This is a genomic window from archaeon (assembly GCA_016432545.1).
Classification (GTDB): Archaea; Thermoproteota; Nitrososphaeria; order Nitrososphaerales; family Gagatemarchaeaceae; genus UBA183.
On sequence record CP066694.1, the window covers coordinates 249698 to 274677 of the forward strand.

Annotated in this window: 29 protein-coding genes; 13 read left to right on the forward strand and 16 right to left on the reverse strand. The window is 60.2% G+C overall.

Annotated features, from left to right (window positions below; translation table 11 throughout):
* Positions 1-38: 38 nt before the first annotated feature.
* On the reverse strand, positions 39-404 hold the full coding sequence (locus HY247_01380) for a hypothetical protein (protein QQG48995.1): 366 nt from the start codon (positions 402-404) through the stop codon (positions 39-41).
* 102 nt (positions 405-506) lie between these two features.
* Between HY247_01380 and HY247_01385 the strand changes: the two genes are divergently transcribed.
* A complete protein-coding gene (locus HY247_01385; protein QQG48996.1) occupies positions 507-986 on the forward strand; it encodes a hypothetical protein in 480 nt (159 codons plus the stop codon).
* Positions 987-1227: 241 nt separating this feature from the next.
* Here the strand turns inward: HY247_01385 and HY247_01390 are convergent, their stop codons facing one another.
* Positions 1228-2595 (reverse strand): right-handed parallel beta-helix repeat-containing protein, encoded by a 1368-nt coding sequence (locus HY247_01390; protein QQG48997.1) that lies wholly within the window; start codon positions 2593-2595, stop codon positions 1228-1230.
* 224 nt (positions 2596-2819) lie between these two features.
* Positions 2820-4283 (reverse strand): type I glutamate--ammonia ligase, encoded by a 1464-nt coding sequence (gene glnA / locus HY247_01395; GenBank protein QQG48998.1) that lies wholly within the window; start codon positions 4281-4283, stop codon positions 2820-2822.
* A gap of 126 nt (positions 4284-4409) precedes the next feature.
* Between glnA and HY247_01400 the strand changes: the two genes are divergently transcribed.
* Genes HY247_01400 through HY247_01415 form a run of 4 tightly spaced genes read left to right on the forward strand, consistent with a single transcriptional unit; the run spans position 4410 to position 6368 of the window.
* Positions 4410-4856, forward strand: a complete 447-nt coding sequence (locus tag HY247_01400; protein ID QQG48999.1) for an Lrp/AsnC family transcriptional regulator — start codon at positions 4410-4412, stop codon at positions 4854-4856.
* Between the two features lie 38 nt (positions 4857-4894).
* On the forward strand, positions 4895-5395 hold the full coding sequence (locus HY247_01405) for a hypothetical protein (GenBank protein QQG49000.1): 501 nt from the start codon (positions 4895-4897) through the stop codon (positions 5393-5395).
* A gap of 42 nt (positions 5396-5437) precedes the next feature.
* Positions 5438-5944, forward strand: a complete 507-nt coding sequence (locus tag HY247_01410) for a hypothetical protein (GenBank protein ID QQG49001.1) — start codon at positions 5438-5440, stop codon at positions 5942-5944.
* 49 nt (positions 5945-5993) lie between these two features.
* Positions 5994-6368: a hypothetical protein gene (locus tag HY247_01415; protein QQG49002.1), complete on the forward strand. Its 375-nt coding sequence runs from the start codon at positions 5994-5996 to the stop codon at positions 6366-6368.
* 38 nt (positions 6369-6406) lie between these two features.
* Here the strand turns inward: HY247_01415 and HY247_01420 are convergent, their stop codons facing one another.
* Positions 6407-6829, reverse strand: a complete 423-nt coding sequence (locus HY247_01420) for a hypothetical protein (GenBank protein QQG49003.1) — start codon at positions 6827-6829, stop codon at positions 6407-6409.
* A gap of 69 nt (positions 6830-6898) precedes the next feature.
* Between HY247_01420 and HY247_01425 the strand changes: the two genes are divergently transcribed.
* Together HY247_01425 and HY247_01430 are read left to right on the forward strand one after the other, a co-directional pair.
* On the forward strand, positions 6899-7903 hold the full coding sequence (locus HY247_01425; GenBank protein ID QQG49004.1) for a hypothetical protein: 1005 nt from the start codon (positions 6899-6901) through the stop codon (positions 7901-7903).
* 82 nt (positions 7904-7985) lie between these two features.
* Positions 7986-9365 (forward strand): ATP-binding protein, encoded by a 1380-nt coding sequence (locus HY247_01430; GenBank protein QQG49005.1) that lies wholly within the window; start codon positions 7986-7988, stop codon positions 9363-9365.
* Between the two features lie 12 nt (positions 9366-9377).
* On the opposite strand, the gene HY247_01435 is transcribed toward HY247_01430, so the two are convergent.
* From HY247_01435 to HY247_01460, 6 genes are read right to left on the reverse strand one after another with little or no spacing between them, the layout of a single operon-like run.
* Complete coding sequence (locus HY247_01435; GenBank protein QQG49006.1) at positions 9378-10364, reverse strand: hypothetical protein; 987 nt, start codon at positions 10362-10364, stop codon at positions 9378-9380.
* A complete protein-coding gene (locus HY247_01440; protein QQG49007.1) occupies positions 10361-10861 on the reverse strand; it encodes a hypothetical protein in 501 nt (166 codons plus the stop codon). Before HY247_01440 ends, HY247_01435 begins: the two co-directional genes overlap by 4 nt.
* Positions 10851-11309, reverse strand: coding sequence for a hypothetical protein (locus HY247_01445; protein QQG49008.1), 459 nt, complete (start codon positions 11307-11309; stop codon positions 10851-10853). Before HY247_01445 ends, HY247_01440 begins: the two co-directional genes overlap by 11 nt.
* 58 nt (positions 11310-11367) lie before the next feature.
* Positions 11368-11952 (reverse strand): hypothetical protein, encoded by a 585-nt coding sequence (locus tag HY247_01450; GenBank protein QQG49009.1) that lies wholly within the window; start codon positions 11950-11952, stop codon positions 11368-11370.
* Positions 11953-11998: 46 nt separating this feature from the next.
* A complete protein-coding gene (locus tag HY247_01455; protein QQG49010.1) occupies positions 11999-13621 on the reverse strand; it encodes a type II secretion system F family protein in 1623 nt (540 codons plus the stop codon).
* Positions 13622-13656: 35 nt separating this feature from the next.
* Positions 13657-15324: a type II/IV secretion system ATPase subunit gene (locus tag HY247_01460; GenBank protein QQG49011.1), complete on the reverse strand. Its 1668-nt coding sequence runs from the start codon at positions 15322-15324 to the stop codon at positions 13657-13659.
* 174 nt (positions 15325-15498) lie between these two features.
* Here HY247_01460 and HY247_01465 point away from each other — a divergent pair, with 174 nt between their 5' ends.
* The gene (locus HY247_01465) at positions 15499-15687 is read left to right on the forward strand and encodes a hypothetical protein (protein ID QQG49012.1); all 189 of its coding nucleotides are present in this window, start codon (positions 15499-15501) and stop codon (positions 15685-15687) included.
* 87 nt (positions 15688-15774) lie between these two features.
* A complete protein-coding gene (locus HY247_01470) occupies positions 15775-16146 on the forward strand; it encodes a hypothetical protein (protein ID QQG49013.1) in 372 nt (123 codons plus the stop codon).
* Positions 16147-16248: 102 nt separating this feature from the next.
* Here HY247_01470 and HY247_01475 read toward each other — a convergent pair whose 3' ends face one another.
* Positions 16249-17304 carry an Mrp/NBP35 family ATP-binding protein gene (locus HY247_01475; protein QQG49014.1) on the reverse strand — a complete coding sequence of 352 codons (1056 nt, stop codon included), beginning with the start codon at positions 17302-17304 and terminating at the stop codon, positions 16249-16251.
* Positions 17305-17399: 95 nt separating this feature from the next.
* Between HY247_01475 and cofE the strand changes: the two genes are divergently transcribed.
* The 4 genes from cofE to HY247_01495 are packed head-to-tail and all read left to right on the forward strand — an operon-like array spanning position 17400 to position 21208.
* Entirely contained in the window at positions 17400-18149 is a 750-nt protein-coding gene (cofE, locus tag HY247_01480; protein QQG49015.1) for a coenzyme F420-0:L-glutamate ligase, read from the forward strand.
* Between the two features lie 13 nt (positions 18150-18162).
* Positions 18163-19068 (forward strand): 2-phospho-L-lactate transferase, encoded by a 906-nt coding sequence (locus tag HY247_01485; protein QQG49016.1) that lies wholly within the window; start codon positions 18163-18165, stop codon positions 19066-19068.
* Positions 19065-19691, forward strand: a complete 627-nt coding sequence (gene cofC / locus HY247_01490; protein ID QQG49017.1) for a 2-phospho-L-lactate guanylyltransferase — start codon at positions 19065-19067, stop codon at positions 19689-19691. Before HY247_01485 ends, cofC begins: the two co-directional genes overlap by 4 nt.
* Entirely contained in the window at positions 19688-21208 is a 1521-nt protein-coding gene (locus HY247_01495; GenBank protein QQG49018.1) for an amidohydrolase, read from the forward strand. The genes cofC and HY247_01495 overlap by 4 nt, the downstream gene beginning before the upstream one ends.
* Here HY247_01495 and HY247_01500 read toward each other — a convergent pair.
* Genes HY247_01500 through HY247_01520 form a run of 5 tightly spaced genes read right to left on the reverse strand, consistent with a single transcriptional unit; the run spans position 21205 to position 24946 of the window.
* On the reverse strand, positions 21205-21987 hold the full coding sequence (locus HY247_01500; GenBank protein QQG49019.1) for an ABC transporter ATP-binding protein: 783 nt from the start codon (positions 21985-21987) through the stop codon (positions 21205-21207). The two genes, HY247_01495 and HY247_01500, sit on opposite strands and share 4 nt — an antisense overlap.
* Positions 21984-23612, reverse strand: coding sequence for an ABC transporter permease subunit (locus tag HY247_01505; protein QQG49020.1), 1629 nt, complete (start codon positions 23610-23612; stop codon positions 21984-21986). The genes HY247_01500 and HY247_01505 overlap by 4 nt, the downstream gene beginning before the upstream one ends.
* Positions 23613-23660: 48 nt before the next feature.
* The gene (locus tag HY247_01510) at positions 23661-24155 is read right to left on the reverse strand and encodes a hypothetical protein (protein QQG49021.1); all 495 of its coding nucleotides are present in this window, start codon (positions 24153-24155) and stop codon (positions 23661-23663) included.
* A 39-nt stretch (positions 24156-24194) separates the two neighbouring features.
* The gene (locus HY247_01515) at positions 24195-24554 is read right to left on the reverse strand and encodes an Hsp20/alpha crystallin family protein (GenBank protein ID QQG49022.1); all 360 of its coding nucleotides are present in this window, start codon (positions 24552-24554) and stop codon (positions 24195-24197) included.
* Positions 24551-24946 (reverse strand): hypothetical protein, encoded by a 396-nt coding sequence (locus HY247_01520; GenBank protein ID QQG49023.1) that lies wholly within the window; start codon positions 24944-24946, stop codon positions 24551-24553. The genes HY247_01515 and HY247_01520 overlap by 4 nt, the downstream gene beginning before the upstream one ends.
* Positions 24947-24980: the final 34 nt, after the last annotated feature.

The following is a 24980-nucleotide window of genomic DNA, read 5'->3' on the forward strand; positions in this document are numbered from 1 at the left end:
CGGGCGTTCTCAGGGATAGAACGGGTGCGAAGTGCGCCTCAGGCTGCAGGTTTCTTGGCTCTGGACCTCTCCTCAAGCGACCTCACCCTCGAGTCGACGTAGTCCGACTGTCCTGAGAGGAACTTCCTGTATGCTCTCAAGAGCCCAAGTTGTTCTCTCTCGGTCGTTGTGTCGATGGTCTTCATGGCGGAGCTGAAGCCCTTGGCTGCCGAGTCCAGCGAGGAGTCCATGGACTTCTGCAGTGATGGTGCGGCTCTGTCTACCTCTTTCCTGACTGTCTCTTGGGCATTCTCCACCGCCTCCTTCAGGACCTTGAGCGTCTCCTTGGCCTTCCTTGAGACCTTGTCTACGCTCACTTCCCTGACCGCCTCGAGTTTGCGCTGTCCATACCCCAGGAGTCTCACTCTCCGCACTTGAACCTACGGATTGAAACGGGCGTCACGGCGGTTCTCCAAGGTCTTGTAAGTCGTTTAAGAGAGGTCTTCAGACCTGTCCTTTACCAAGACATGCCAAACCGACCAGTAAAGAAGCTGGGTCAAGCCTTGACCCTCTCTGCCGCCCTGATTCTGCCTACAGCAGTTGCATTCAACGCGCTCTCGGCCGGGGCCGCGACGACGAGCCCATGCAGGAGCAACCCGCCAAAGTTTATCACCGTGACGACCACTGCTACGGCCTACCTGAACACGAGCATCAGCATTGTTTCGACCGTCTTCCTGACCAACTTCGTTTCAACGACCGAGACCACGACCCAGCCGCCGGTCACAGAGACGGTCCTCCTCACGACTGCGACTACTGAGACTCAGCCGGCGGTCACGACCACGGTCACTGGCTCGCTCGTGTATTCCAATTTATCCTCACTCAACGGAGGCTGTTCCCACTTGAAGGGAGACGTTGTTGTTGTCGCCTTTTTTCCCGGTCGCAGGCGAGGTAACCCCCAAAGTCTGTCCTTCAACACATTAGGCAAACCTAGACCGGTTCACTTGTAGGGCCCCTAACGTCTACGGAAGCTACAGTTGAAGTGGAGACAGGACTCGTAGGTAAGGGATTGGCGGGAACGCTCCCTTAGGCACAAGTCCCACGTTCGAGATGGCCACGTCAGGAACATCCAAAGAGACGCAGTCGGCCGCATTCCGAGAACCTATGTTTACGACTTTGACGGTGGGATTGAGCTAACCGTGGAAAACAAAGGAGACTCCAGCGCACCCCGTCCAAAGAGGGAATCACTCGCTATGGTTGGGGAGTACACGCCCCTGTTGGTGAGGATCCTGCCACTAGGTTCCCATGACACTCGTCAATCGAGTAGAAGTTGGCTGTGCCCAAGGAGCCCGCCCCAGAGGTGGTGTCTAAGTAGCCATAGGTTGAGTCCCCGTCCGCCGAATTCGCACTGAATGTGTTTCCAATCGATAACCCCTCGACCCAGAATCCATTGTCGAGGTTGCTCTTTGCTGTATTTCCGAAAACCTGACTCTGAGACGAAAAGTGGAAAAAGAAACCCTGCCTAACATTCTTCATGGCCGAATTACCACCCAGCGATGACGCATTGGAGAACCACATGTTGAAGCCGTCAATGCCATTGGCTTTCGCCACGTTTGTTAATGCTATGTTTGAGGCCGAGTACAGGAAATAGAAACCATGGTTTGAATTACCCAGCGCTGAGTTCTTGACGAGCGTATTGTTCGTGGACGAGTAAGCGAGCGTGATCCCTGATCTGAGGTTCTTGCTGGCAGTATTTCCCTTTAGATAGTTCGAATGCGAAGTATAGAGAGTTATACCTGAAAAGACATTCTTGGTGGCGCTGTTCCCCACTATGGCGTTGGACGACGAATTCAAGACTGCAATCCCGTTTACGCCGTTTGACTTTGCTGTATTCTTAGTTAGAAAGTTTCCCATTGAGTTAGTTAGGTTTAGACCCGAATGGCCATTCGAAGTTGCTGAGTTCTTGATTAGGCTGTTATCGTCGGCGTTTGCCAAGAGAAAGCCGTTTCCAGCGTTGTTGCTCGCAAGGTTATTCTTCAAGGAGTTCGTCGAGGCATGCCAGAGTTCGTAACCATTGAGCACATTCAGTCTGGCAAGATTGCCATTGAATGTGTTGTGTGATCCTATAATGAAGAAGCCCTCCTCACCCCCATTCGAAGCCGTGTTCCTTGTGACAGTAAAGTAGTCGCCAGCCAAAAAGAACCCGATGCCATTGGAATCGGCAGTGTTTTTGCTTAGGACAAAGCCATTTCCATTGAGGAATTCGAACCCGGCCCCGAGGGCAAAGGTCGCTTTGTTGGACGTGAAGTAGTTTCCCGAAAGTGATGAGCTCGAAGCTGATCCGTTGGAGAAGTAACGTTGTCCAGAAAAGTATCCAAAGAAGTTGTTGGTCGCCGTGTTCCCAATCAAGGAGTTGTATGATGAGTCGAGATAGACCCCGAACCAAAATGAGTAAATCTTACAGTTCCTAAGTGTAGTTCCATCATACCTGGAAAGGTTTACTCCGCTTGACAAGTACCCTTGGGTTCCCGTAATTGAGTGACCCTTACAGTCAACATTGGTGCTATCTTCCCCGATCTTGAGCCCGTCACCTGAACATGGCCCGATGTCGTCCGACAACACTATTGATCCTGAGACTGTCATTCCGCAAGTCAGGGCCGTTGCAACAACAGGAATTGTGCCACCTGCGACAGTTCCTGAGAGAAGCAGTATTGCCAGCGGAATCCTATAAGATAAGTTCGTAATTAGCCCAAAGAGCGTCGGCTCACATACCTAATAACTGTTCAACTCGTCGAAATCACCGAGAGTTGCTGGTACCCCTTTGACTCTCGACAATAATGAACCTATATGTCGAAGTAGAGATAGAACTCGTATGGGTGCGGCCTGGCTGAGACGGCCCTGTACGCCTCCATCTCCAGCTCCATCATGACCTCCACCAGGTCCTTGGGGAAGATCCCCTCGAGGAACCCAGAGTCGCTCTTGAGGCTCTCGACCGCCTCCTTGAGGCTCCCAGGGAGTTCGCCGACTTTCATCTCCCTCCTCTTTTCCGCCGTCAGCTTGTAGATGTCCTCGTCGACAGGGTCGCCGGGGTCGGTCTTCTTGCGCATCCCGTCCAGACCCGCCGCAGTTATTGCCGCGAAGGCCAGGTACGGGTTGCAAGACGGGTCCGGGGTCCTGAATTCGACCCTCTTCGCGCCCTCGGAACCCTTCTCGTAGGCCGGGATCCTGACGTTGGCAGACCTGTTCATCTTGCTCCAGGCGATGTAGACCGGGGCCTCGTACCCTGGCACGAGCCTGTGGTAGGAGTTAGTGGTCGGGTCCACGATCGCGCACAGAGCCCTGCTGTGCTCCATGATTCCTCCGATGTAGTATCTTGCCTGTTGGCTGATCTCCGCGTAGGCGTCGCCCGGGTCGAAGAAGGCGTTCCTTCCTCCCTTCCAGAGGCTCGAGTGTATGTGCATCCCGACCGCGTTGTCTCCGAAGATCGGCTTTGGCATCGTCGACGCGATGAGGCCCATCTTCGAGGCCACGTTCTTCGTTACGAACTTGTACGTCACGGCGCTGTCGGCCATGGTGACCAGCTCATCCCGGTACATGTCGATCTCGCACTGCCCAGCGGTCGCGACCTCGTGATGGTGAGCATTGCAGAGAACCCCGAAGCCCTCCCTCAGATAGTTGACGCAGACGCCCCGGAAGTCGCTCAGGGTGTCAATCGGCTGCGCAGGATAGTAACCGTCCTTGAATCGGATAGGGAAGTTGGTGCCCCTGGCTTCGTTGGCTGACTCCCTCGAGCTGATCTTGAACCCGGAGCTGAAGGGGTCGTTGGCCTCCCACGTCGCGCTGTCGAAGACGAAGAACTCTACCTCGGGGCCCCACAAGGAGTCGCTGAAGCCTGCCTCTCTGATCTTCGCTTCGGCTGTCTGTGCCACGTGCCTCGGGTCCCTGCTGAACCTTCCGGCCCCGTACCCCGAGCGCACATCACAGATGAGACGTGCGGTGCGCACGCTTTCGTCAATCCAAGGAACCATGCCGTAAGTCGAAGCGTCCGGGACGAGCAGCATGTCGGACTCGTGGATGTCGACGAATCCCCTTACGGAAGAGCCGTCCAGCTTGGCGACGCCTTCAGAGAAGATCTTCTCGTGGATCATCTCTGAGGGGATGCTCACGTGCCGGAGCCTCCCCGGGACGTCTGTGAACTGCAAATCGACGAACTTCACATCCTGCTTGTTCACCATCTCAAGGACGTCGGAGGGCGTGAAGGACCTCTTGACGAACTTCCCATCCTCTGTGATCTTGTATGTCAACATCCGACTTCTGTTTTCAAACAGATATAAGCCTCCCCCGTAGAAAGATGGACGTTGTCTCACCGCTTCGCTCATTCGCTGGACAAAGGTGCAGTTGCTTCCCGGGCCGCCGTGGGCAAATCTGGACGATTGAGCACCGACGAGCTCGACCTCAAGATAGTTAGGGCCCTGATGGCCAACGCGAGGCTGTCATACAGAGAGCTCGCGCACGAACTGAGTGTGTCGCCCACGACGGTCATCTCTCGCGTGGAGAAATTGCAGAACTTGGGGGTCATCAGGGGGTACTCGGCAAACATCGACTTTGAGAAGCTGGGGTACGAGCTCACTGCAGTCACAGAGATCCTTGTTTCGAAGGGGAAGCTGCTTGAAATGGAGAGAGAAATTGCAAAGCTTCCTGGAGTCTGTGCGGTCTATGACGTGACCGGGGAGATCGACGGCATCGTGGTCGTGAAGTTCAAGGAGAGGGAGGAGTTGAGCGTGTTCACAAAGGGCCTCCTGACGATGCCCTTCGTCGAGAGGGCGAACACCCACCTCGTGTTGACCACTGTTAGGGAAGACTTCCGCGTCAAGGTCTAGGCTTAAATGTGCGGCTCGCCCGAAACGGCTCTCCTGAGATGGCACGCATCAAGGTGAGGCTCGGCAGTTCAGAGGCTGAGGTCGAGGCCGACCCCGAGCAGCTCAAGGACGTCATCGACCTGATCCCCGTCATGATTTCCAAGCTCCCGACAGAGGCCCAGCCTCCTCTGGGTGGGCCGCAGCGGAAGCAGGCAGACCTCGCGCCGATGACTGATGCGGCATCTCAAGAGGACATGCCTTCGGTCGCGCTCGACAAGAGTGACTCTCTCTCGGACGTGATCGAGAAGTTCTTCTCAGACCCATGGGGTCGCGAGAAGAGGAAGCTCTCGGACGTTAGGGAGGTCCTTCAATCCTACGGTCTGAACTATCCAAAACAGTCCGTAGCGGTCGCTCTCCTGCGCCTCGCCAAAGCCACGAAGATAAGGCGGTTCAAGGCGGCAGACGGTGAGTTCGTCTACACCTCGTCCGGAGTCTCCCGCCTCTCGACCCCAGGAATCATCGCGGGTCCCGGCGAAATAGTAGTGCCTCGCACAAACTAATTTAACCCCACCCGGCTCGGCGCATCGAGGTCCTAGCTCACTATGTCCACCGAGAGAGAGCTCTCCGTAGTCGTCGTTTACGGCGACTCCAGGCTCGAGTTCAAGGGCTCTCCCGAGGTCGTCATGAGGTCGCTTCACGAGTTCGTCTCAAAGGAGATACCCAACATGGACCTCGCAGGGGCGATCACCGTCAACCACTCGCTTAACGACCTGGTGCTGATGTTCAAGGACTTCGTGAGGGTCACTCCCGAGGGGCCGCGAGTCTGGTCCCAGGACAGGAAGCTGAGCGACAGGGACACGATCCTTCTCCAGCTCGTGGCCTCTAGGATCGCGAGCCTCAGCGGCAAGGTGAGCTCAGACGCGATGAGCGTAGGCGAGATAGAGGCTGCGACCGGACTCTATGCGAAGACCATAAGCTCAAGGCTCAGCGAGCTCACGAAGACCGCCTTGGTTGAGAGAATCAGCTCAGACTCGGGAGGGAAGTACAGGATTGCAACCCTCGGCACCTATAGGCTCGCCGAACAGCTCTCCAAGAAGTTTAAGCAATAGGTGCGTCCGCCACCCCAAGTGCCTGTTCAGCTGTTTTGAACGTCGGGCTGTGTTTCCGTTAAAATGCCTTTCATTATCTCTCCTCGAGTACAACCCGCCTCCGAGGCTGAAACGAACGAAGTATCGGAGCAGGTCTGACATAATCGCGGCGCTGTTGAGGGCCGCTTCGGGTCCCGGGGCGCGGAAGTCAAGGCTTGTCTTTTCGGCCTACTTGTCGGGCGCGCAGGTAAGGGAGTACATCCCTTTCCTCGAAGGACGCCAATTCCTGAGGAGAGATCCAAGCACCAACCTCTTTCGGCTGACGGACAAGGGCAAGCAAGCGCTTGACCTCTATGAGAAAATGGCAGAGGTGTTCCGGGACAATGCAGGAATCGGGTTCACCTCGGGGGTCGAGGGAATCGGAACGTCGCGAAGGACGGACTAGAGCCTGGCTCAACAGGGAACTTACACATTCCGCCACTCTCAGCCGGTGCCCGTTGGGAGCGTCCTCAACGGTTGTTTCTGGACGTACCTATAGTTCCTCATGCTCCCGTCTCTGAAGAGGGTGCCCTCCCTCACGAGGTCCACCAGGGTGTGCGCCACGGCCGTCCTGTCGTAGTGATACCCTCTCCTGCTCATCTCCTCGTGGACCTCGGACAGCGACCTGGGGGCCGCGAACCATCCCTCGCTCCAAATTGTGTTCAGTAGCCCTCTGCACGTCTCGAACCTCCTCTGGTCCGCCTTTGCGGGCTCCGGCTCGATCAGAGAAGGGCCCTTCGAGGACATTCCGGCAAGCACGCTCTCCACCGCCTGCTGAATCTTGCCCTCCGGGGAGGTGATCTCTACCTCCCAGGCTCCCCTCTTGAGCCTCACGGTCACGCTGGAAGGCTTCTGTTCGTCGCTCACTACGACTTCCCTGCTATTGCTATTGGCCAACATGCGCAATTCTTATTAATCTCTCGAGCCAACCTATTGGTGGCCAACATGACCAACAGTATTTTAAGCCTTCCCGACAGCGACCAGCCGGACCTCCTTACCTCCCTAGCGCAGGAGTTCAAGGAGGCCTTTGAGGAACTCTCGGGGCACGCCCAGAGCGAGCTCTCCGGCAAGCACTTCGTCTTCAGCCGATACGGGAAGGAACTGTATCCGTACTTCGAGTCGACGGACTCAGACCTTGCCCCTGGGTGCATAGTTCCCCTCAAAGAAGGGCGGCCGGTCGCGTCCGTCGACTCGACGTGCGTCCTCGTCGGTGAGACCCCGAAAGGCGCCCTCTATGCCGCGAGGACCGCGGTTGGTCTGTCCTTCGACGGCAAGCTCCGGAGGTTCTTCAGGCTGGGCCCGCTGCTGGTCTACGCTTCTCCCGACGGCTTGGAGGGGATACCAAGCGGGTCCTCATCGCCAGAGATGCAACTCCTCTTGTCCGACCACACGGTGGCAGAACGCGTGATCAGGAACCTGGTCGAGGAACGCGTGATCCGCGCAATAATGGAGGAGGGCGAAGAGGTGACCGTCCTCTCCGACGGTTCGCTGAAGCATCCCATGGGCGCGATCCATGCTTCTTCGGCCAGGAACTGGAGAGCAGGGAATACGCTTGTGGGCTTCTCAAAGTCAAGCGGCCTGATCTTCTCGGAACGCCTGGTCGGGGCCTTGTCAAAGTGCGAGACCCCATCTTACTATCTAGTCGACGGGGGTCCAATCGACAGCGTCCTGGCGAAGTTTTCCCCCCAGGGCCTGGTCTTCAGGCTGGACGTCCCGCGAAGAGGCGTAGCCCTCGAGAGGGTCCTTGGGAGCCTATTGTGGAACGACGCCTTCTCTTCGGGCTACCCGGAGTCGCTCAAGGTGGCCCATCACCTCTCCATCTTCTCGAAGGCGGACGACCAGGCCCTGAAGGCCTTCGTCATGCGGCGCTTCGGCCTCCGACAGGTTCCAGCGTTCCCGGTGAGGAGGATCGCGCTGGGAGGTTTCAGGGGAGGGGCCTAGCTCGAGGATACTCAAGAAAGAAGGAGGGGACATCCTGGTCGTCGCCTCGGCGAGAGAACAGGCGCGGGTCGGTGACTACCTGGTGGCTGCGGAAGCTCAGAGGAGCCTCGTCCTCCAGGTGTACGACGAGAGATATCTCGACGTGGAGGGGGTCGAGGAGGAGATTGCCCGAGAGGAGATCCTATCCGCGTCAGCCCCGGGCGTCACATCGGACCCGGCAGACCTGGCGACCATCTCGACCCTGATCAGGGACATGAGAATACTTCTTTGCAAGGCCCGCGGCACGATATCGAGAGGAAGGCTGACGCCAAGGGTCGACTGGATGCCGTCGAGGACGACGACGAGCGTCACAAGGCTCCTTGTGGAGGAGTTGACCTCCGCGCTCCCTCCGCTGGGGAGCAGGGAGATCAAGCTGGGAACGGTCGACGCGGAGTCCAGGTTCGCCATCTCGGCCGAAGCCCTTGACGGGAGGATAACCGTGATCACCGGGAGGAAGGAGTCTGGCAAGTCTCACCTGGCCAAGATGCTCCTGAGGGGGCTCCTCTCCCACGGAGCCTACTCGATAGTCTTCGACCTCAACGACGAATACGGCGCGATAGGACAGAGGCGCGACGGCTCGAGGACCTCGGAGAGCGGAAAGGTGAAAGTCGTCCGCCCTGGCCGCGAGCTCAGGTTCTCCCTCTCTACAGTGGGCCTCAGGTCCATCACCAACCTGCTTTCGCACTCCCTGGACATGCCAGGGACGTCACTCAGAGAGTTCGTGAAGATCTGGGAACAGCTGGACTCGCGGGACGAGCTCTCGCTTGTTACCCTCGAGGCCGCCATCCACCAGTGGAGGTGCAACGAGTTCGTGAGGGACGCTCTCTTCGCTAGGTTCCATACGCTCGCCTCCTGCGGGCTCTTCACCGACTCGGAATCGGCGAAGTTCGACCTCCAGGACTTCTTCAGCCTCAATCCCGAGGGAGGGTCCCTTGTCATCTCGCTGAGCGGTATCTCGCCGATGAACAGGAGGATGGTCGTGGAACTGATGCTCTCCAAGGTCGTCGAGCTGCTCGAGCACAGGAAGGTGCCCCCTGTCTTTCTCTTCGCCGAGGAGGCCCACCTCTACCTCAGGGAGACCTACTGGGAGGACCTCATAACGAGGATGCGCCACTTCGGGGTCTTCACCGTCTTCGTTACCAACCAACCAGACGCCATCGACCAGAAGATCTACAGGCAGGTGGACAACATCTTCCTGTACAGCTTCAGCAACGACGCCGACCTGGCGCTCGTCTCTCAGGCTTCGATGGCCGACGCGGACACTGTCAAGGCAATCGTCCGGACGCTCCCGCCCAGGATGTGCCTCCTGCTCGGCCATGCCGTCAGGCACCTTCCGGTAGTCGTGACCGTCGACCCGTTCGACTCCCCGGAGAGCGGGACGACCCGGAGGTTCTTCAAGGAACAGGTCGAGCTCCGTGCGTAGCCCCGGAGGGGCCTAAGCAGCTGCGTTCACGATGAGGGTCGAGTCAGCCATCACGGTCGCAGTGTCCCCTGGGGTCGTCTCGAATTGGACCTGGAACTGGCCTGCCGTGGCTCCGAACGCGACCATCGCTGTTCCGGCAAACTGACAGGCGCCCACCGACGCAATGCAGGTGGTCTGGGTGTTCGTGGTGGGCCCGAGCGAAGTGCTGGGGCCGCCCGTGCACTCCTCGCCTGCATGTCCCCCCGTCGAGAAGGACGGGTCGGAGTAGAACATGCCTCCACAGAAGAGGAACGTAGTACCCGAGGGGACGCCTATGGAAAAGAAGACTCCCTGACTCGCGCCGACGGACTGGTAGTAGCCGAGGTAGAGCTCAACCTCGTAGAAGGTGTTTGCCGACCCCGTGAAGGAAAGGCCCGCTATCGCAGTCCAGGTGGTGGCACTCGTCGACTGAGGCGTCCCAATGTGAAAGAACTGGCCACTTCCCTGACCCAGGCTGCCCCCGCTCGGCTGGTACCAGAAGACATTCCCCAGCGACGTGACCAGCCCGAGTTCCCTTCCCGGGACGGCTCCTCCCGAAACGATGGAGTTGAACTTCGAGAGGCAGGTGGCAGTCCCGGGCGTGCAGGTACCAGACGGCACCAGGGGCTGAAGGAGGACCCTCCCCCCGGCGGTCAGCGAGACTGGTGAGAAGACAGGGGTGGAGCCTTGGTTCAGGTTGTAGATCGTGCCGTTCTCGAACTTCATTATCATTGCGACTTCTGTCTCCGTGGCGGCTCCCGTATTGGTCGCAGAAAGGCTGGAGGGGCCGCCTCCGAAGTCTATCCCCTCTCGGGCGCGCTGCGAGTCCCTTTGCGCCGCCTGTCCCTGCGCCCGTGAAGACTGAGCCTGCAGGCCGGACAGGTAGGTCTGGGTTCCTATAGCCACGAGGAAGACCAGGGCCAGGAACAAGACTCCGAGGACGCTCGAGACTCCTCGCCTGCGTAAGACGAGAACCCTCATCCCGCCAACGCCGTTATTCTGAGGAAGGTCTGAGAAGCAGGTGTGCCTCCGACGATGACCGTGTAGGTCTTTCCTGCGGCAAACGCGCTCCCACTGAAGAGGGTCAGCTCGATGACCGCCGAGCCTCCGCTCCCGATCCCGAACGGGAGCTGCACGAGGCTTGGGTTGGACCCTCCAGCGGGGCAGTTGGTTGCGATGCTCGCTTGGGTCGCGGGGTTCCAGGCATAGTAACAGAACCCCAGGGCCGGCGAGGCGCCGGGGTTCAGGACATAGACCGATGTCAAGGGACCGGGTCCTGTGTTAGATACTGTGACCCGCTCGATGGCCACACCCGCGCCTTGCTCTATCTCCGCGTTTGAGATGGAGAGGCTGGGCCCCGAGATCACCGTCGGATAGTACGCCACCGCCCTGAATGCCGCAAAGGAGCCGCCGAGGGCAACCGACAGCAGGATGAAGGTCTGGAGGTAGGTCGAGACCCCTCTGTTGTTAGGTCGCAAACTGGACCTCGTCTCCGTTCGTGTCGACCAAGAGAACTGTCTGTCCTGAAGGATGGGCGCAGCTCCCCGAAGGCGTGAGCGTCAGGCTCAGAGTGCTCATTGCCCCTGGCAGGGACGCGGGGAACGAGCCGAAGTAGAGGGTCGAGTTCACCACCAGTTGCGTCGGCGTAAACTTCGCTGACCCGTAGTCGAAAATGGTGAGGCTGAGCACAGTGCCCTCGGGCGCGCCGCCGTAGAGCGGACAGCCCGCTTGAGAGGAGACCGTGTCAAAGAGATATGCGATCTGCGTCCCCGACGACTGCTGGTCGATCGAGGCGCCCACGGACCCGGAATTGGAGACGGCCCCGAACTGCCCCAAGGCCAGCCCGGTCAGGGTGGTGCCAAAGGTCAGAGTAAGCGACATCATCAGCAGCGCGGAATACAACTCGCTGACGCCCGGCCGTGTCACTTTGCGCGGGCTCGAGCACGAAAAAAGGGGGCAGAGAAGGGGCAGACTCCGGCCCCTCCTACTGCGAAATTATGGTCTGGATGATGGACTGCCCGTTGCTCAGGACTGTCAGCTGGTATGGCGAGCCTGTTGTCGCGGGGTTGGCAGCTCCTGCCCCCGAGGTGCTCGGGGAGACGGCGAAGGTGAGCTGTTGTCCCGGAGCGAGCGAGACTGCGGTCGAAGGCCCAGTCCACTTGAACGAGGTGACGGTCCCCGCGACGTTGCACGCATTCGGGGAGGAGGCGAAGGTCCAAGCCACGGCGGTCGATCCTGCGTAGCTGGTTGGGCTTGTCCCGGAGCAGCTCGTGCTGACTGTGGTGGTGATGGTGTTGGTTCCGATGGCGATCGTGAACCCGGTTCCCACCGACACGGTCGATGCGCCCGCATTCTTCAAGGTCAGGCTGAGGGTTGAGGTTCCGCCGGTCCCTGCCACGGTCCCGACGAGGGAGAAGGAAGTGAGCTGGAGCGACGGTGTGGAGGTCGCCGAGCCGATCAAGCCTGTCGCGGCCGAGGCTACTATCCCGCCGACCGCGAGGACCACGCCAACTATGATGAAGAGGTCCAAGGACTGGGAGATTCCTGAGCGTCTGTTGGTGATTTTCATCGGCCCTTGAGTTCTATGACCGATTTAACTCCCAAGGAGATGTAGGTCAGAGTCCGCCATGTAACAGCGCGGTCAAATTGATCGATGGCGCCAGCGCCGCGGCGGAAGCTGCTAAGATCACGTTTACCATTGCCCTGTTCGTGTTCTTCACAGTCAGGTCAGCAATCTTCGCGCCAACAATACCCAGAGCAGCCGCCGAGGTGACAATGAGGCCGTCGGCGATCTCCACTAGGCCGCCCAATCCGGCTGACGATTGCCCGGTATGCCCTGGCAGCCCCAGGAGGGGCGACTGAAACGACGAGAGGATCCCCCCCACGAAGGTCACCCCGAAGACAAGAAGCAGGGGTGTGAGGTATGAGAGCAGCAGGTACGGCTTCATCTCCGCTTCTGCGCTCCTCTTCATCTCGGTTACCTTGGTCGCATATTGCGTCAACTGGAAGAGAGTGTCGACCGTGCCTCCTCCTGAGTATCCCATCTTCGCAAGCACTGAGAAGACGACCCTGGACAGCCTGGTCCCTGGGTCGACGACCGCTTCGCTGAGAGGCACTCCTGCACGAAGTTGGGCCGCCACCGACCTGACGACGGAATCGAGGGCGCGGCCGTAGGATCCCTCGGAAGAGATGACTGCCAGCGACCTCCCTAGGTCGTATTCCTGACGCTTGTAGTCCATCAGGTCCTTCAAGAGCATGGGAAGCGAGCTGTCGACCTGCTTCATCCTTGCCAGTTGCTTCCTGACCGAGAGGCCGTAGAAGCCGAAGGAGACTGAAAGAGCGACCGCCAGGGCGAGCCAGCCAAGATGCAGGTACCACCCTCCTGCGGCCGCCGAGAAGAACAAGACCGTAGCCTCCATGGGCCTGCCTTCCAGAGGCACATCCCCCACTGGCTGCATCCTGCCGGTCATGAAGACCAGGGCTGTCGCCAGGAACGGCACCCCCACGAAAGCGAAGACGGTGAGGACTGAGATCGATGAAGCAGGCGAGAAGAACCCTACCACGAGAAGCATGAGGGGGATGACCCCGAAGATGGTGACCATGAGGCTCCCGACAACCCCGACCCGTGCAGAGTAGCGGACCCACCTCTCCTCCAGCTCTCTCAGCAAAGACCCGCTCTCCCCGGAGAGGTATGCTGGGGCGTCGCCGCCGCTCCGCACCTTGCTCGAGTATCCGAGCAAGTAATATCCGAACTTCCTTGAGGGATGGTAAGCAGCGACGACTTCGAATGCAAATGTGGGATTGTTCCCAAAGACTTCCACCTCTCTTCTGATGACGAGCGCCTCCTTGCGCATGGCTTCGAAGATGTCGCTCTTGGCCAGGGTCTCGAAGACGGAGTAGAGCGGCACGCCCGCAGTCCCCAGGACGTTTGCCAGTATCGAAAAGAACGGGAGCTCCGCCTCGACCCTCTCCCTCCTTTGGGCGGCAGCATCCCTGAGCAGCGCCTCGGGGACGAAGAAGATGACGATGGGAGCCAGGCAGCAGAGGGCAATGGGAACCCAGATCAACAGCGAACCAGCTATCCCTGCGGGTACGACAACGAGGGCGCTCAGGGCTGACCTGCTCACGGCACGAGCAGCCATCGAAGCCGGGTAGCCCTCCCTGCCGGCTTTCACGAGAAGCTTCTCGTAGACGGGTCGCCTCCAGTCTGCAACTCTCTTCATCACGCCCGGTCGCATCAGGAGGGCGCCGAGCCTCCTGGCCGAGGGAGGACTCAGCTTTGCGCCTCTCCGGTCAGCTCTCCCTCAGAGAATTCCCTCACCATCTTGGAGAGTGACTCTGGTGAGAAGTCCCGCGAGTCGACCCTCTCAGACATGAAGGCGGCTCTCGTTGTGAGGCTGCTCTGCACCCGCGCCGGGCTCCAGCCGAAGGCACTGGCTATCTCGTTGAGCCTGAAGCTCCTGTCCAGGACCTCACCTGGGGTAGTAGGGCTGAAGGAGTCGGTAGGGTAGTCGTACCTGAATACATTTTGGACTGCGAACCCATCTCCATCCAGAGGACGGATCTCGTCGACGCTGACGACTCTCCTGACTATCCTCCCGTCGGGAAGCGCCGTCTTCTTCATGGTGGCGATCGATGTGAGGTCGCGCACGTGCCCGGCTTCGAACCTCATCGGTGGCGTCGTCAGCCGCTGGACGCACCTCTCGGCACTCTCCGCGTGAATGGTGGTCATCGTAGAGACCCCGAGAGTGATCGCTGCCGCCAGGGTCTCCGACTCTTCGCCGCGCATTTCGCCCAGGCTCAGGATCGTCGGAGAGAACCTCAGAGAGAGCTTGAGAAGGTCGGCGAGGGAGTACTCGTACCTACCGGAGGCTGGCGAAATCCCCGCCCTGTGCGAACGGGTCTTGAGCCTCTGCCAGTGGAGATGGTCGGGCAGATTGATCTCGAGCACGTCCTCTGCCGTCACCACCTTGGACCTTGGGTTGGCGAGCGCGAGAATGGCGTTCATCAGGGTCGTCTTGCCCGAATTCGTCTCCCCTGCGATGAGGACGTTCGTGGTCCTCTCTAGCAGGAGCCAGAAGTATGCAGCCATCAAGACCGTCAGGGTCTTGTGCGAATGTTCCTCTTCGTAGGCGCGAACGGATGTCTGTCGTCCCAGGTGGTGGCGGGCGCGATGCCCCGCTCTCTCCTCAGACGCCAACTGCATGAGCGTGATGGGTCGCTCCTTCTGCTTTCTGATGGCAAGGGTCGAGCCAGGCCTCGAGATCTCGTCACCGAGGGTGGCGGTGACCCGCCTGTCTGATAGACCGTGTATGGTGACCTCAAGGGAAGGTTGTGCGAGCGAGACCGACGTACCTCCCAGCTGGGCAAGCCTTCTGATGAAGGCCTGGAGCCTGGCCTCGTCCTGGTAGACTATGTTCGTCTTCATGAAGACCTGGTCGCTGAAGTCCCTGTGGAGGACCCTCACCGGTTTGTCGTAACGCGTGACCGAAATCTCCTCGATTCTGTCGTCGTTGACCACGGGGTCCAGCTCCCAGAAGCCGGCGTAGTCCCTCATCATGTAGTAGAGCAGCTTGGGCTTGGCCGCGTCTACGTGCTCGCGTATCGAGAGCTCGGAGGCCGCTCTCAATAGATACTCGGCCAGAATCTCCTCTATTGGCCCCGTCGCTTCCGAAGGAATCGACGTCCGCAGGTTTGTCTTCAGCAGCTCAAGTGCCGCTCTTTCCGCCTCGCTAAGCTCGGGCGGCCTCACGTGGTAATGGCACGCATCCTCGAATTCGACTATCGAGATCAGGGACGAGGACTCGGGACCCACGTCTCGCGGGACCCGGTAGGACTCGAGGACGATGCCCCTTCGTTCGGCGTGACCTCCTGACTCCTGCGAACCAGGCAAGGATGAGATTTCGGCGTCATCATATGCGACCCAGGCTGGCGTCTCCATTCACCTTGGGACCTTGCGCATCGATTTAACCCGCCCCCAGACTCCCTCCCGAATCTTTCACTTTGCATACGGTGAGAAGTGAAGAACACTTTCGAGATACTCCCACCTTGTTCTATGAAATTGTTGCGTAATCGCTTAAATGAAACTGGGGCGAATAATACCGTAGGAACAAGCATGTACATCAGCCAGGCTCAGAAGCCGGTGCCCACTTGCGGACTCTGCGGAAGGTCTCTCGGGATTGGCTTCTACTACAACTGCCATGTGTGTGGCGCCACCTACTGCTACGCCCACAGCCCTCAGAAGTGCGACCACAGGAAGGTCAGGTCTCCACCGATGAGGATACCCCTTCCCGACCGCACCTGACCCCCATACGTTCCTATCGCCCCCCAGACCGTGTAGTATCAACTGCCTCCAGAGTGGGTATATACGGTGGATTGAGTGGGCCTGCTGTTGAAGTCTGAAGTCAAATCTGATTCGGCGCCTCAACCAGCCGGCCCGTATTCGCAGGCTGTGGACGCCGGTGCCGTCTATTGCGCAGGGCAGCTCGGCATAGACCGGGCATCGGGAAGACTGGAAGAAGGGATTGCCGCACAGACTTCGCGCGCCTTGACCAACCTAGAGTCGGTGCTCAGCGCCGCCGGCCTTGGACTGCGCAACGTCGTGAAGACGACAGTGTTCCTTGCGGACCTCGCTGAGTACTCCGCCATGAATGAGGAATACGCCCGTCACTTTGAGCAGCCTTATCCGGCGAGGACGACCGTTGGGGCCGCAGCCCTGCCTAGGGGAGCCAGGGTCGAAATCGACGCAGTCGCGGTCCGATAGCGGCGATCTCCTCCTACGCCCGCGCCTTCCTGTAGGGTCCTCTGCTCCTCTTCCGTGCCTTTTTCTTGCGTGCCGCCTTCACTAGGAGCCTCTCTTCACTGCTCATGCCTTCATCCTTGAGTAGGCCACGATGCTGACCAGGCCGGCTACCCTAAACGCCAGGTCCTTGAAGGCAAGCGCTCCCACCGACTCAGGGGAAGAGGAGACTATGGGCGTGCCTGCGTCCGAGCTCTCTCGGATTTCGATGCCCAGGGGGACCTCCCCCAGAAAGTCGACCTTCTGCGAGTCCGCCATCCTCCTGCCACCGCCTTCCGAGAAGATCGGGGTCCTCTCCCCGCAGTGGGGGCAGAGGAAGTAGCTCATGTTCTCAACTACCCCCAGGATGGGAACGTCCAGACGCCTGAACATCGAGAGGGCCTTTGCCGCTATGCTGAGGGCCGCGTCTTGGGGGGTGGTGACTATGACCACTCCACCTAGAGGGACAGTCTGTGCAAGGGTGAGAGAAGCATCGCCCGTGCCAGGGGGAAGGTCGCAGACCAGGTAGTCAAGCTCTCCCCAGTCTACCTGGGCGAGCAGCTGCCTCACCGCGCCCGCGACCAATGGCCCTCGCCAAATGACCGCTGACTGTTCCTTGTAGAAGAAGCCGAGCGAGGCGACCTTGACTCCGTGGGCCACGGGTGGCACGATCCGATCGCTCCTGACTTCAGCCGGGGAGTCGACTCCCATCATGTGGGGTATGTTGGGCCCATAGACGTCCGCATCGACGAGGCCTACCTTGGCGCCGGACGCAGCGAGCGCGACTGCGAGGTTGACAGCTACCGTGGACTTTCCCACTCCGCCCTTCCCGCTGGCAACCGCGATCACGTTCTTCACCCCTCTCAGAGTCTCGCTCTGTGCGTAGTCTCTCGTGGCGAAGACCTTCGAGCTTGTCTTCATGACCACCTCGCTGACGCCGGGGACCCCCCGTACCGCATCCTTCGCAGACTCCTCGATGCGGGTCCGCAATGGGCAGGCGGGGGTCGTGAGATTGAGGGTGAACTTCACCGAGCCCCCTTCGATTTCGACCCCCTCAACCATGTGCAGGGAAACTAGGTCTCGACCGAGCTCGGGGTCCTTGACCTGTGCCAGGGCTTCGAGCACCTCTTCTTTTGATGGCAACGGCGCGACGGGCCACCTCCCGTATAAAATTCTAGCTCAGGTCCGCTTTCAGCTTTCAGGATATGCTTTTCCGAGCCCCCGTGAGGCGTCCTCACATGAGGGAGGTCGTCATACGCCCGCTTCCCGGGCTCCCAGAGGTCGGGGAAGGCGCCGACATCGCAGAGATGATCGTGGAAGCCGCAAGACGCTCCAAATTCCGGCTGGAGAACGGGGACGTAGTGGTGGTCAAGCAGAAGATCGTATCGAAGTCCGAGGGGAGACTGGTGAGGATCTCCGGAGTTGTACCCGGTAAGCGAGCCAAGGCCCTGGCCGCCGAACAGGGCAAGGACCCCAGGCTCGTGGAACTGATTCTGAAGGAGTCTAGGCGGGTGGTAAGAGCAGGGCACGGAGTCATCATCACCGAGACACGCCAGGGTCTCGTGTGCGCGAACGCCGGGATCGACCAGTCCAACGTGGGCGAGGGCCTTGTCGCCCTCCTCCCAATGGACGCAGACGCGAGCGCGAGGAGAATCCGCCGGAGGCTCAAGGAGTTGACCGACAGGAAGCTCGCGGTCGTGGTGACTGACACCTTCGGGAGGCCTTGGCGGAAGGGCCAGACTGACGTCGCGATAGGCTGCTCTGGAATCGAGCCTCTTCTCTCCTATGCGGGAAGGAAGGACTCGTTCGGCTACGAGCTCAGAGTCACAGAACCAGCAGTCGTGGACGAGATAGCCGGCGCCGTGGAACTTGCGATCGGGAAACTCGGGAGGATGCCAGTCGCCGTCGTCCGCGGGATTGAGTACCGCGAGGGGGATGCAGGCGTGGGCTCGATGCTGATGGAGAAGACGCGGGACCTGTTCAGGTGAGAGGATGAAGATTGTGGCGCTCGCGGGTGGGACCGGTTCTGCCAAGATCCTCAGGGGCCTCGAGAGGCTGGGGCAAGAGATGACTGTCATCTCCAACGTGGGTGACAACGTCTGGATGCACGGGCTCTACGTCTGCCCGGACATCGACATCGCGATGTACTCCTTGGCCGGGGTTGCAGACATCAAAAAGGGGTGGGGCGTCGCCGATGACACCTTCAATGTTCAAGAGGCGCTGGGGCGCCTGGGGGAGCCGACCTGGTTCAACTTGGGCGACAAGGACCTGGGGGTCCACATACTCAGGACCCGCCTCCTGCGCGGGGGGAAGGGACTGACAGCAGTCACCGACCGACTGAGGCGGGGCTTCGGTGTCAGGGCCCGAGTGCTGCCCGCGACAGACGACGAGGTCGAGACGCACATCTCGACTTCCGTGGGGACTGTCCATCTCCAAGACTACTGGGTTCGGCTGAAAGCGAGGCCGAAGGTCAAGCGCGTCGTCTATCGAGGCGCATCCCGAGCGAAGGCCTCGCCCCAAGCGCTCAAGTCGATAGCCCAGGCTGACAGGGTCATAGTCTGTCCCGCCAACCCTGTGACGAGCATCGGCCCCATCATTGCCATCCCGGGAATTCAGAGGGCGCTAACCAGCACTCGTTCAAGGGTCGTTGCCCTCTCGCCGATGATCGGGTCGCGCCCCTTCAGCGGTCCTGCGGCGAAGCTGATGAAGGCGCAGGGCCTCAGCCCCTCTTCGGTGGGGATAGCAGAAGCCTACTCGGAATTCCTCGACTGCCTCCTCGTAGACCGGAGCGACGAGACACTGGCAGAACGGATAAGGCGCAAGGGCCCGTCATGCGTCCTGACCGATGCGTCAATCCGGGGCCCCGAGGACGAAGTCAGGCTCGCCAGGGAGCTGGTGGCCGCTTGAGGATAGCAGTTCTCGTTCCGTTCAAGTCTTCCAACCAAAAGTCGAGGCTGGCCGGGTATCTCGGCGCGAGCGACAGAGAGGCGTTCGCACTAGCTCTGCTGGAGGACCTCCTTGATGTTGTCTCCGCGTCTCCCCACCTTGATTGTTGGGTAGTGACCTCCGACGACGAGGCAGCCAAGGCCGCCGCCAGGGTCGGGGCCGGTAGCGTGCGCGAAGACTCAGACGACGGAGTCAACGAAGCCGTGCTCTCGGGGGTCCGGTCGATCAAGGGATGCGACGACTTCCTCGTCCTCCCATCCGACCTGGCGACACTCTCACCTTCGGAACTAGACGGGGCTATCCGTCTAAAGTCGCAAGGTATGGGGATTGTGATCTCGCCGTCCAGGACATTCAACGGAACCAATCTCCTACTGTTCTCCCGTGACAGGATGATTCCCCTCAGGTATGACAACGACAGCTTCCGAGGGCACCTCAGAGGCGCGGGCAGGGAGGGATTCAAGACCGCGGTCTACTGCCCTCCGGGCGTCATGTTCGACGTCGACACCAGGTTGGACCTTCGTGAACTCTCGCACTCCCGAATAAGTACGCGGGCCTCCTCGATGGCGAGAAGGCTTCTGGCTTGACCCTGGTCATCGAGGACTGCAAGCTCTGGGGCCGCAAGGGGGGCTCCTTGGTCGTCGAGGAGGGCAGGATCGCAGCTTTCGTTGAAGGCGGGACGCCGAAGGTCCGGAGCGACGCAACTCGCATTTCTGGAAACGGGGGCACTGTCTTCATGGGCTTCATCGACACTCACTGTCACCCCTTCGAGTACGGCTGGCTTCGAAGGAACCTCGACCTGAAGGGGACCTCGAACCTGACGGGGATACGGCTCAGGCTCTCGGCCAGGGCTAGGTCTACTCTCCCTGGGGCTTGGATAGCAGGGATGGGGTGGGACCAGGAGCGCCTGTCAGAGGCGCGCATGCCGACGAGATCCGACATAGACGATGTCACGCCCAACAACCCGGTCGTCCTCACGCGCGTCTGCGGTCACATCGGACTCCTCAACTCCAGGGCGCTGCAGGAGATGGCCAACGCAGCGGTCGGATTGGAGGGATACGACCTTGACTCTAGAGGGACTCCCACCGGCATCGTTCGCGAGTCTGCCCTCCCCCCTGTTCTGGCCGTCCTCCCCAAGAGCGAGGCCGCCATGACGTCTGACCTCCTCACCGCGGAGGTGGAGGCTTCCAAGTCGGGGCTCACCACTCTCCATTGTATCATCTCAGAGGCGGCCTATCAGGAGGAGCTCTCCGCTCTGGTGGGGCTTCACAGCTCGGGGTCGCTATCTCTGAAGTACAAGGTCTACATCCCGGCTGCAGCGATCGGGTACGTCGAGGACCGGAGGATCAGAGACAGGCTCAACGACGACAAGGTCAGGCTTTCTGGGGTGAAGATCTACGCGGACGGGTCGCTTGGCGCCCGCACGGCCGCCCTCAGGGAGCCGTACGCCGATGACCCCGGCAACTCGGGGCTGCTCAGATACTCCCAAGATGCACTGAACCAGGCGGTTGAGGCGGCCCATGACGCCGGATTCCAGGCGGTCGTCCACGCGATTGGCGACCGAGCGGTCGAGCAGGCCTTGGAGGCGATTTCACGCGTCTCGGGGCCGGGGAACGAGAGAAGGCACAGGATTGAACATGCGAGCTTGCTCCCGCCCGACCTCCTCAGCCGGATGAGGAAGCATGCTGTAAGAGCGACCGTCCAGCCGTTGTTCATCACTTCAGACACGTGGGCGTCGGAACGATTGGGGCCCGAAAGAGCCAGACACCTCTATCCCCTGAGGTCCATGCTCAAGGCAGGCATCATAGCCTCGGGCAGCTCTGACTCGCCGATAGAGTCGATGAGCCCGATCCTCGGCATGTGGGCCTCGATGGTGAGGTCTGGGGTCGCCCCAGAGGAAGCGCTCTCGATGTCGGAGGCGGTCGCCCTCTACACCTCGAATGCACGATCCAACGGCGGGGACCCAGAGGAGGAGGGTCTCGGCGCCCGAGCTGATTTGTGTCTGCTCGATTCGGACGTCGAGGGGATGCATCCTGCTTTGCTCAGGAAGGTGAGAGTCTCTGCCACCGTGGTCGGTGGGGAACCCGTCTATTCAGCATCCTAGCGGCGCGACTGGGTCCCTGGACTCGTCGAAAGCATCTCAAGGAGTCCGTCGACCGCGTCGAAGAAGCTCTTGTCTCTGAGGTGCTCGAACCTCGGCCTGGGAACGTCCACCTTCAGTTCCCCGATCACTGTCCCGGGCCTGGGCGAGAGTACGACGATCCTGTCGGCCATCATCACCGCCTCCTCCACGTTGTGGGTGATCATGACGAAGTCGTTTGTAGGCAGGCTGGGGTCTCCCAGGATTTTCAGGAGCTGCACCCTCAGGTCCTTGGCCGTAAGCTCATCGAGAGAGGAGAAGGGCTCGTCGAGGAGCATCACTTCAGGATTGAGGGCCAGCGCCCTGGCGATTCCGACCCTTTGCTTCATCCCGCCTGAGAGGTCGTGGGGATACGCGTCCTCGAAGCCGCTGAGGTGGACCATGGCCATGTACCTTATCGCCCGCTCTCGCGCTTCAGACCTGTCCACGCCGCTCACCTCGAGCGGGAGCTGGATGTTCTGAAGGGCCGTCTTCCAGGGGAAGAGGGCGAAGGACTGGAAGACCATGGTGACCTTGGGCGAAGGCCCTGTAACAGGCTGCCCACTGAACAGTACTTCGCCGGTGTCCGCTCTGTCCAGGCCCGCGACTATCCTCAGCAGCGTCGACTTCCCGCACCCAGACGGGCCTATGACGCACACGAACTCGTCCTTTCTCACCTCGAGGGTGACGTCCTTGAGCGCTTGGACCACGGAGCCGTTCCGGTAGGCCTTGGAGACTCCCCTTACCTCGATGACCCCGGTCATGAAAGGTCCAGGCCTCTCTTCTCGACGCGGCTCAGGAGCCGCCGCCACACGAGCCTCCCAAGAAGGATCACGATGCCCGACATCACGAAGAGGTAGACGCCCACCAGAACAGGGTTCCCGGCGGCTGCCGCCTCGTCAAGGAGCGAGCCTAGCCCGAGGATGGAGTATGCGGTTCCCCCGTACCGGGCGTACTCCGAATAGATGACCACGTTCCATCCCCCGCCCCACGCGAGAATGCTTCCTGTTATTATCGCAGGGAGGAGGGCAGGGACGATCACGCTCCTCGCAAGTTTCGAGCCCTTGAACCCGAAGAGGGCCGAGACCTCCTTCAGCTCGGTGGGCAAGAAAGAGGCCGCCGACACCACGTTGAAGATGACGTACCAGATCATGCCCATAAAGAGAATGAGATACGACGAGACCTCAAGTCCGAGGGCGCCCGGCAGGACTTGCACCAGCGTGGCGAACATCGGAGGGAACAGGGCGAGGTACGGGACGGCCCTTCCGATGTCGTAGGCGACGTAGAACTTGGAGGCCGAGAGCCTTCCCTGCGCGACCAGCAGCGCGACGCCCACAGAGATCAAGAGGCAGGCCAGGTAAACCGCAGTCATCCTCAGCAGGGTCGAGGCCGTCCCGAGCAGTAGGGTGGCGAGGCTCTGCCCGGAGAGGGCGGCGCCGATGAACGGCAGGTCCGGAATGAGGTCAGACAGGACCAAAGCGAGCCCCACCACTAGCAGGCCGCCGCCGAAGACTTCTGCGATCCGCTTCGTGCTGAACCCATACTTTGCCCTGGCCCTGTGAAGGAGCTCTACCCTGTATCTGAGTCCCATCATCCTCCTGCTCTGTCCTCCGACTGAACGCAGGGGGTGGACGACCCGTTCCGGGACATGGAACCCGAGGTGGGCTCTATGCTTCGCGGCCTGGTCAGCGAGCCTGTGCCACACGAGCTGGTTCGTGATGACAACGAGCTCTCCCATGACGAGGAGCCCGAGCCAAGACACGCCGAGCGTGGCAGGCGTCTGGCTTGCCTTCTCTATGAAAGACCCGAGGCCTGGAACCGTATAGAGCCTGTTTCCATAGTTCACGAACTCTGAGACCGCGTCGAAGGTCCAACCATCACTCCAAGCCAAGGTCGAAGCGGACAGGAGGGCAGGGAGGATCGCGGGGAGGACGACGTTTCTGAAGTAATGGTATCCGTTGAGCCCGAAGCCACTCGCAGCCTCCTCCACGGTCTGAGGGATTGCCTTGACCGCCCCGACGACTCCGAAGAAGATGCTCCACTCCATCGCCGTGAAGAGCAGGATGGCGACGCCAAGCTCCTCGCCGACGACTCCGGGAACGGCGAGGATGACCCCCACCAGAAGGACTGGGAAGTACCCCAGCACCGGGACGCTCTGAAGCACGTCGAAGATGGGTATCATCACCCTGCCTGCGCTGCGGCTGGTCGCCGCGAGTATGCCCAAGCCCACCCCTACCGCCAGCGACAGGACGAAGACGGCGGAGATCCTCACGAGGCTCAGGCCGGCGTAAAGAGGGAGCAGGCGGGCGTCTGGGTAGCCTGAGAGGTAGGCAAAGAGGAAAGTGAGGAACAGCACGGCAACGCCGCCCGCTGCGAAGTAGCGTCCCACGGGGGGTCTCCCCGCGCCGAAGTCGTTCTTGATTTAAGGCTGGCGGGGCTACGCTATGTAGGAAGTGCTCGAAGAGTCAAAGCGCCTGACGGTCTCGTATTCACCCTTGTCCCTGAACGACGAGAACTTCACCAGGTCAGGGAAGAACCTGTCAAGCGGCATCACGGCCATCTCCCCGGCGACGTGACTCTCGCCCAAGAACTCCCCGCTAATCCTCCTGCTCAGATCCCTGACCTCCCTGTCGCTGGTGTACCCCAGGCTGTGGAGATACTCGTGAAGGAGGATCATGAAGACGTAAGAGTTCTTCTCGGACCTTGACTTCGAGAGCCTCTCGACGATTCGCAGGATGTTCCTGTTCATGACTATCGCGTTCGAGCCCATCTGGTGGTATGCCCCAACTTCGTTTGGGATGTCCCCAAGGACCAGAGTGAGACCAGCTCTGTGCATGCCCAGGCTCGCCTCAGTCGCCCTCTTGACCATCTCAAAGATCTCGTCGAAGGTCTCCGCGGAGGTCAGAAGCCCCGAGTTCGAGTCAACATTCATCAAGGTATCATGCTCCAGCGCTTCTAGTTAAATCCAGTCCTAGAGTCGTCCCGGTCCAACCGGTTCGAGCTTTCTTAGGACTACCGAAAAGATCCCGTTTCGGACTGAAACGGCCGCGCTAGAGGGCTCAATCTCGCATGGCAGCGGAACCGAGAGCGCAAGATTGCGCCCTATCAGCTCGACCTTTTTGCCCGAGACGAAAGCGCTCAGGTCCTCGGCTCCCATCAGGGGCACCTCGACCAACAGGTTGACAGTCTCAGGCGACTCGATGACTTCGAAGTCCCGCCCGTGCTCCTCCATTCCGTATCCAGACGTCTCCGGCCCATCGAGCATCTTCTCCGCGTCCCTGACTATCTCCTCCAGCTTCTGCTCGAGCCCCTCAGCTCCGTCGGAACTCACGGTCCCGCTCCTCTTGGAAGGTCCAGGACCTTGCGCAGGCCGAGGGTTAGGGTGACTATGACCGCCGCACCCTTGGAGGAGGGCCTGTAGATGCCGCCCTTCCTATGTTCGACCAGCCCGGCGCTCTCGAGGGGCACAAGGCAGTCCCTGACGAGCTTGGGGTTTATCCCCACGCCCAGAAGGTCGGTGAACCTGGTCTCTGGGCGCTTCATGAGTTCTATCATTATGCGCAGCCTCCTTTCGTTGCCGGCGAGCGAGAGAAGGTCGACAAGCTCCTTGACTTCCTGGCCCCCGAACTCAAGCTCCCCCCCTCCTGCTCCTTCTCCAGGGACGTCCACGTGGACCCGGAAGAAGACGCGTCTCCCGCCCGACAGAGTGAATTCGAAGCGCAAGTCCCAAGCCACTTACCTCTGGGTAATTACCTAT

Bases quoted from the DNA above. Each gene is read 5' to 3' on its own strand.
- HY247_01385 (QQG48996.1), top strand. From the start codon at position 507: ATGCCAAACCGACCAGTAAAGAAGCTGGGTCAAGCCTTGACCCTCTCT.
- glnA (QQG48998.1), bottom strand. From the start codon at position 4,283: ATGTTGACATACAAGATCACAGAGGATGGGAAGTTCGTCAAGAGGTCC.
- HY247_01405 (QQG49000.1), top strand. From the start codon at position 4,895: ATGGCACGCATCAAGGTGAGGCTCGGCAGTTCAGAGGCTGAGGTCGAG.
- HY247_01410 (QQG49001.1), top strand. From the start codon at position 5,438: ATGTCCACCGAGAGAGAGCTCTCCGTAGTCGTCGTTTACGGCGACTCC.
- HY247_01435 (QQG49006.1), bottom strand. From the start codon at position 10,364: ATGAGGGTTCTCGTCTTACGCAGGCGAGGAGTCTCGAGCGTCCTCGGA.
- HY247_01450 (QQG49009.1), bottom strand. From the start codon at position 11,952: ATGAAAATCACCAACAGACGCTCAGGAATCTCCCAGTCCTTGGACCTC.
- HY247_01455 (QQG49010.1), bottom strand. From the start codon at position 13,621: ATGCGACCGGGCGTGATGAAGAGAGTTGCAGACTGGAGGCGACCCGTC.
- HY247_01460 (QQG49011.1), bottom strand. From the start codon at position 15,324: ATGGAGACGCCAGCCTGGGTCGCATATGATGACGCCGAAATCTCATCC.
- HY247_01465 (QQG49012.1), top strand. From the start codon at position 15,499: ATGTACATCAGCCAGGCTCAGAAGCCGGTGCCCACTTGCGGACTCTGC.
- cofE (QQG49015.1), top strand. From the start codon at position 17,400: ATGAGGGAGGTCGTCATACGCCCGCTTCCCGGGCTCCCAGAGGTCGGG.
- HY247_01500 (QQG49019.1), bottom strand. From the start codon at position 21,987: ATGACCGGGGTCATCGAGGTAAGGGGAGTCTCCAAGGCCTACCGGAAC.
- HY247_01510 (QQG49021.1), bottom strand. From the start codon at position 24,155: ATGAATGTTGACTCGAACTCGGGGCTTCTGACCTCCGCGGAGACCTTC.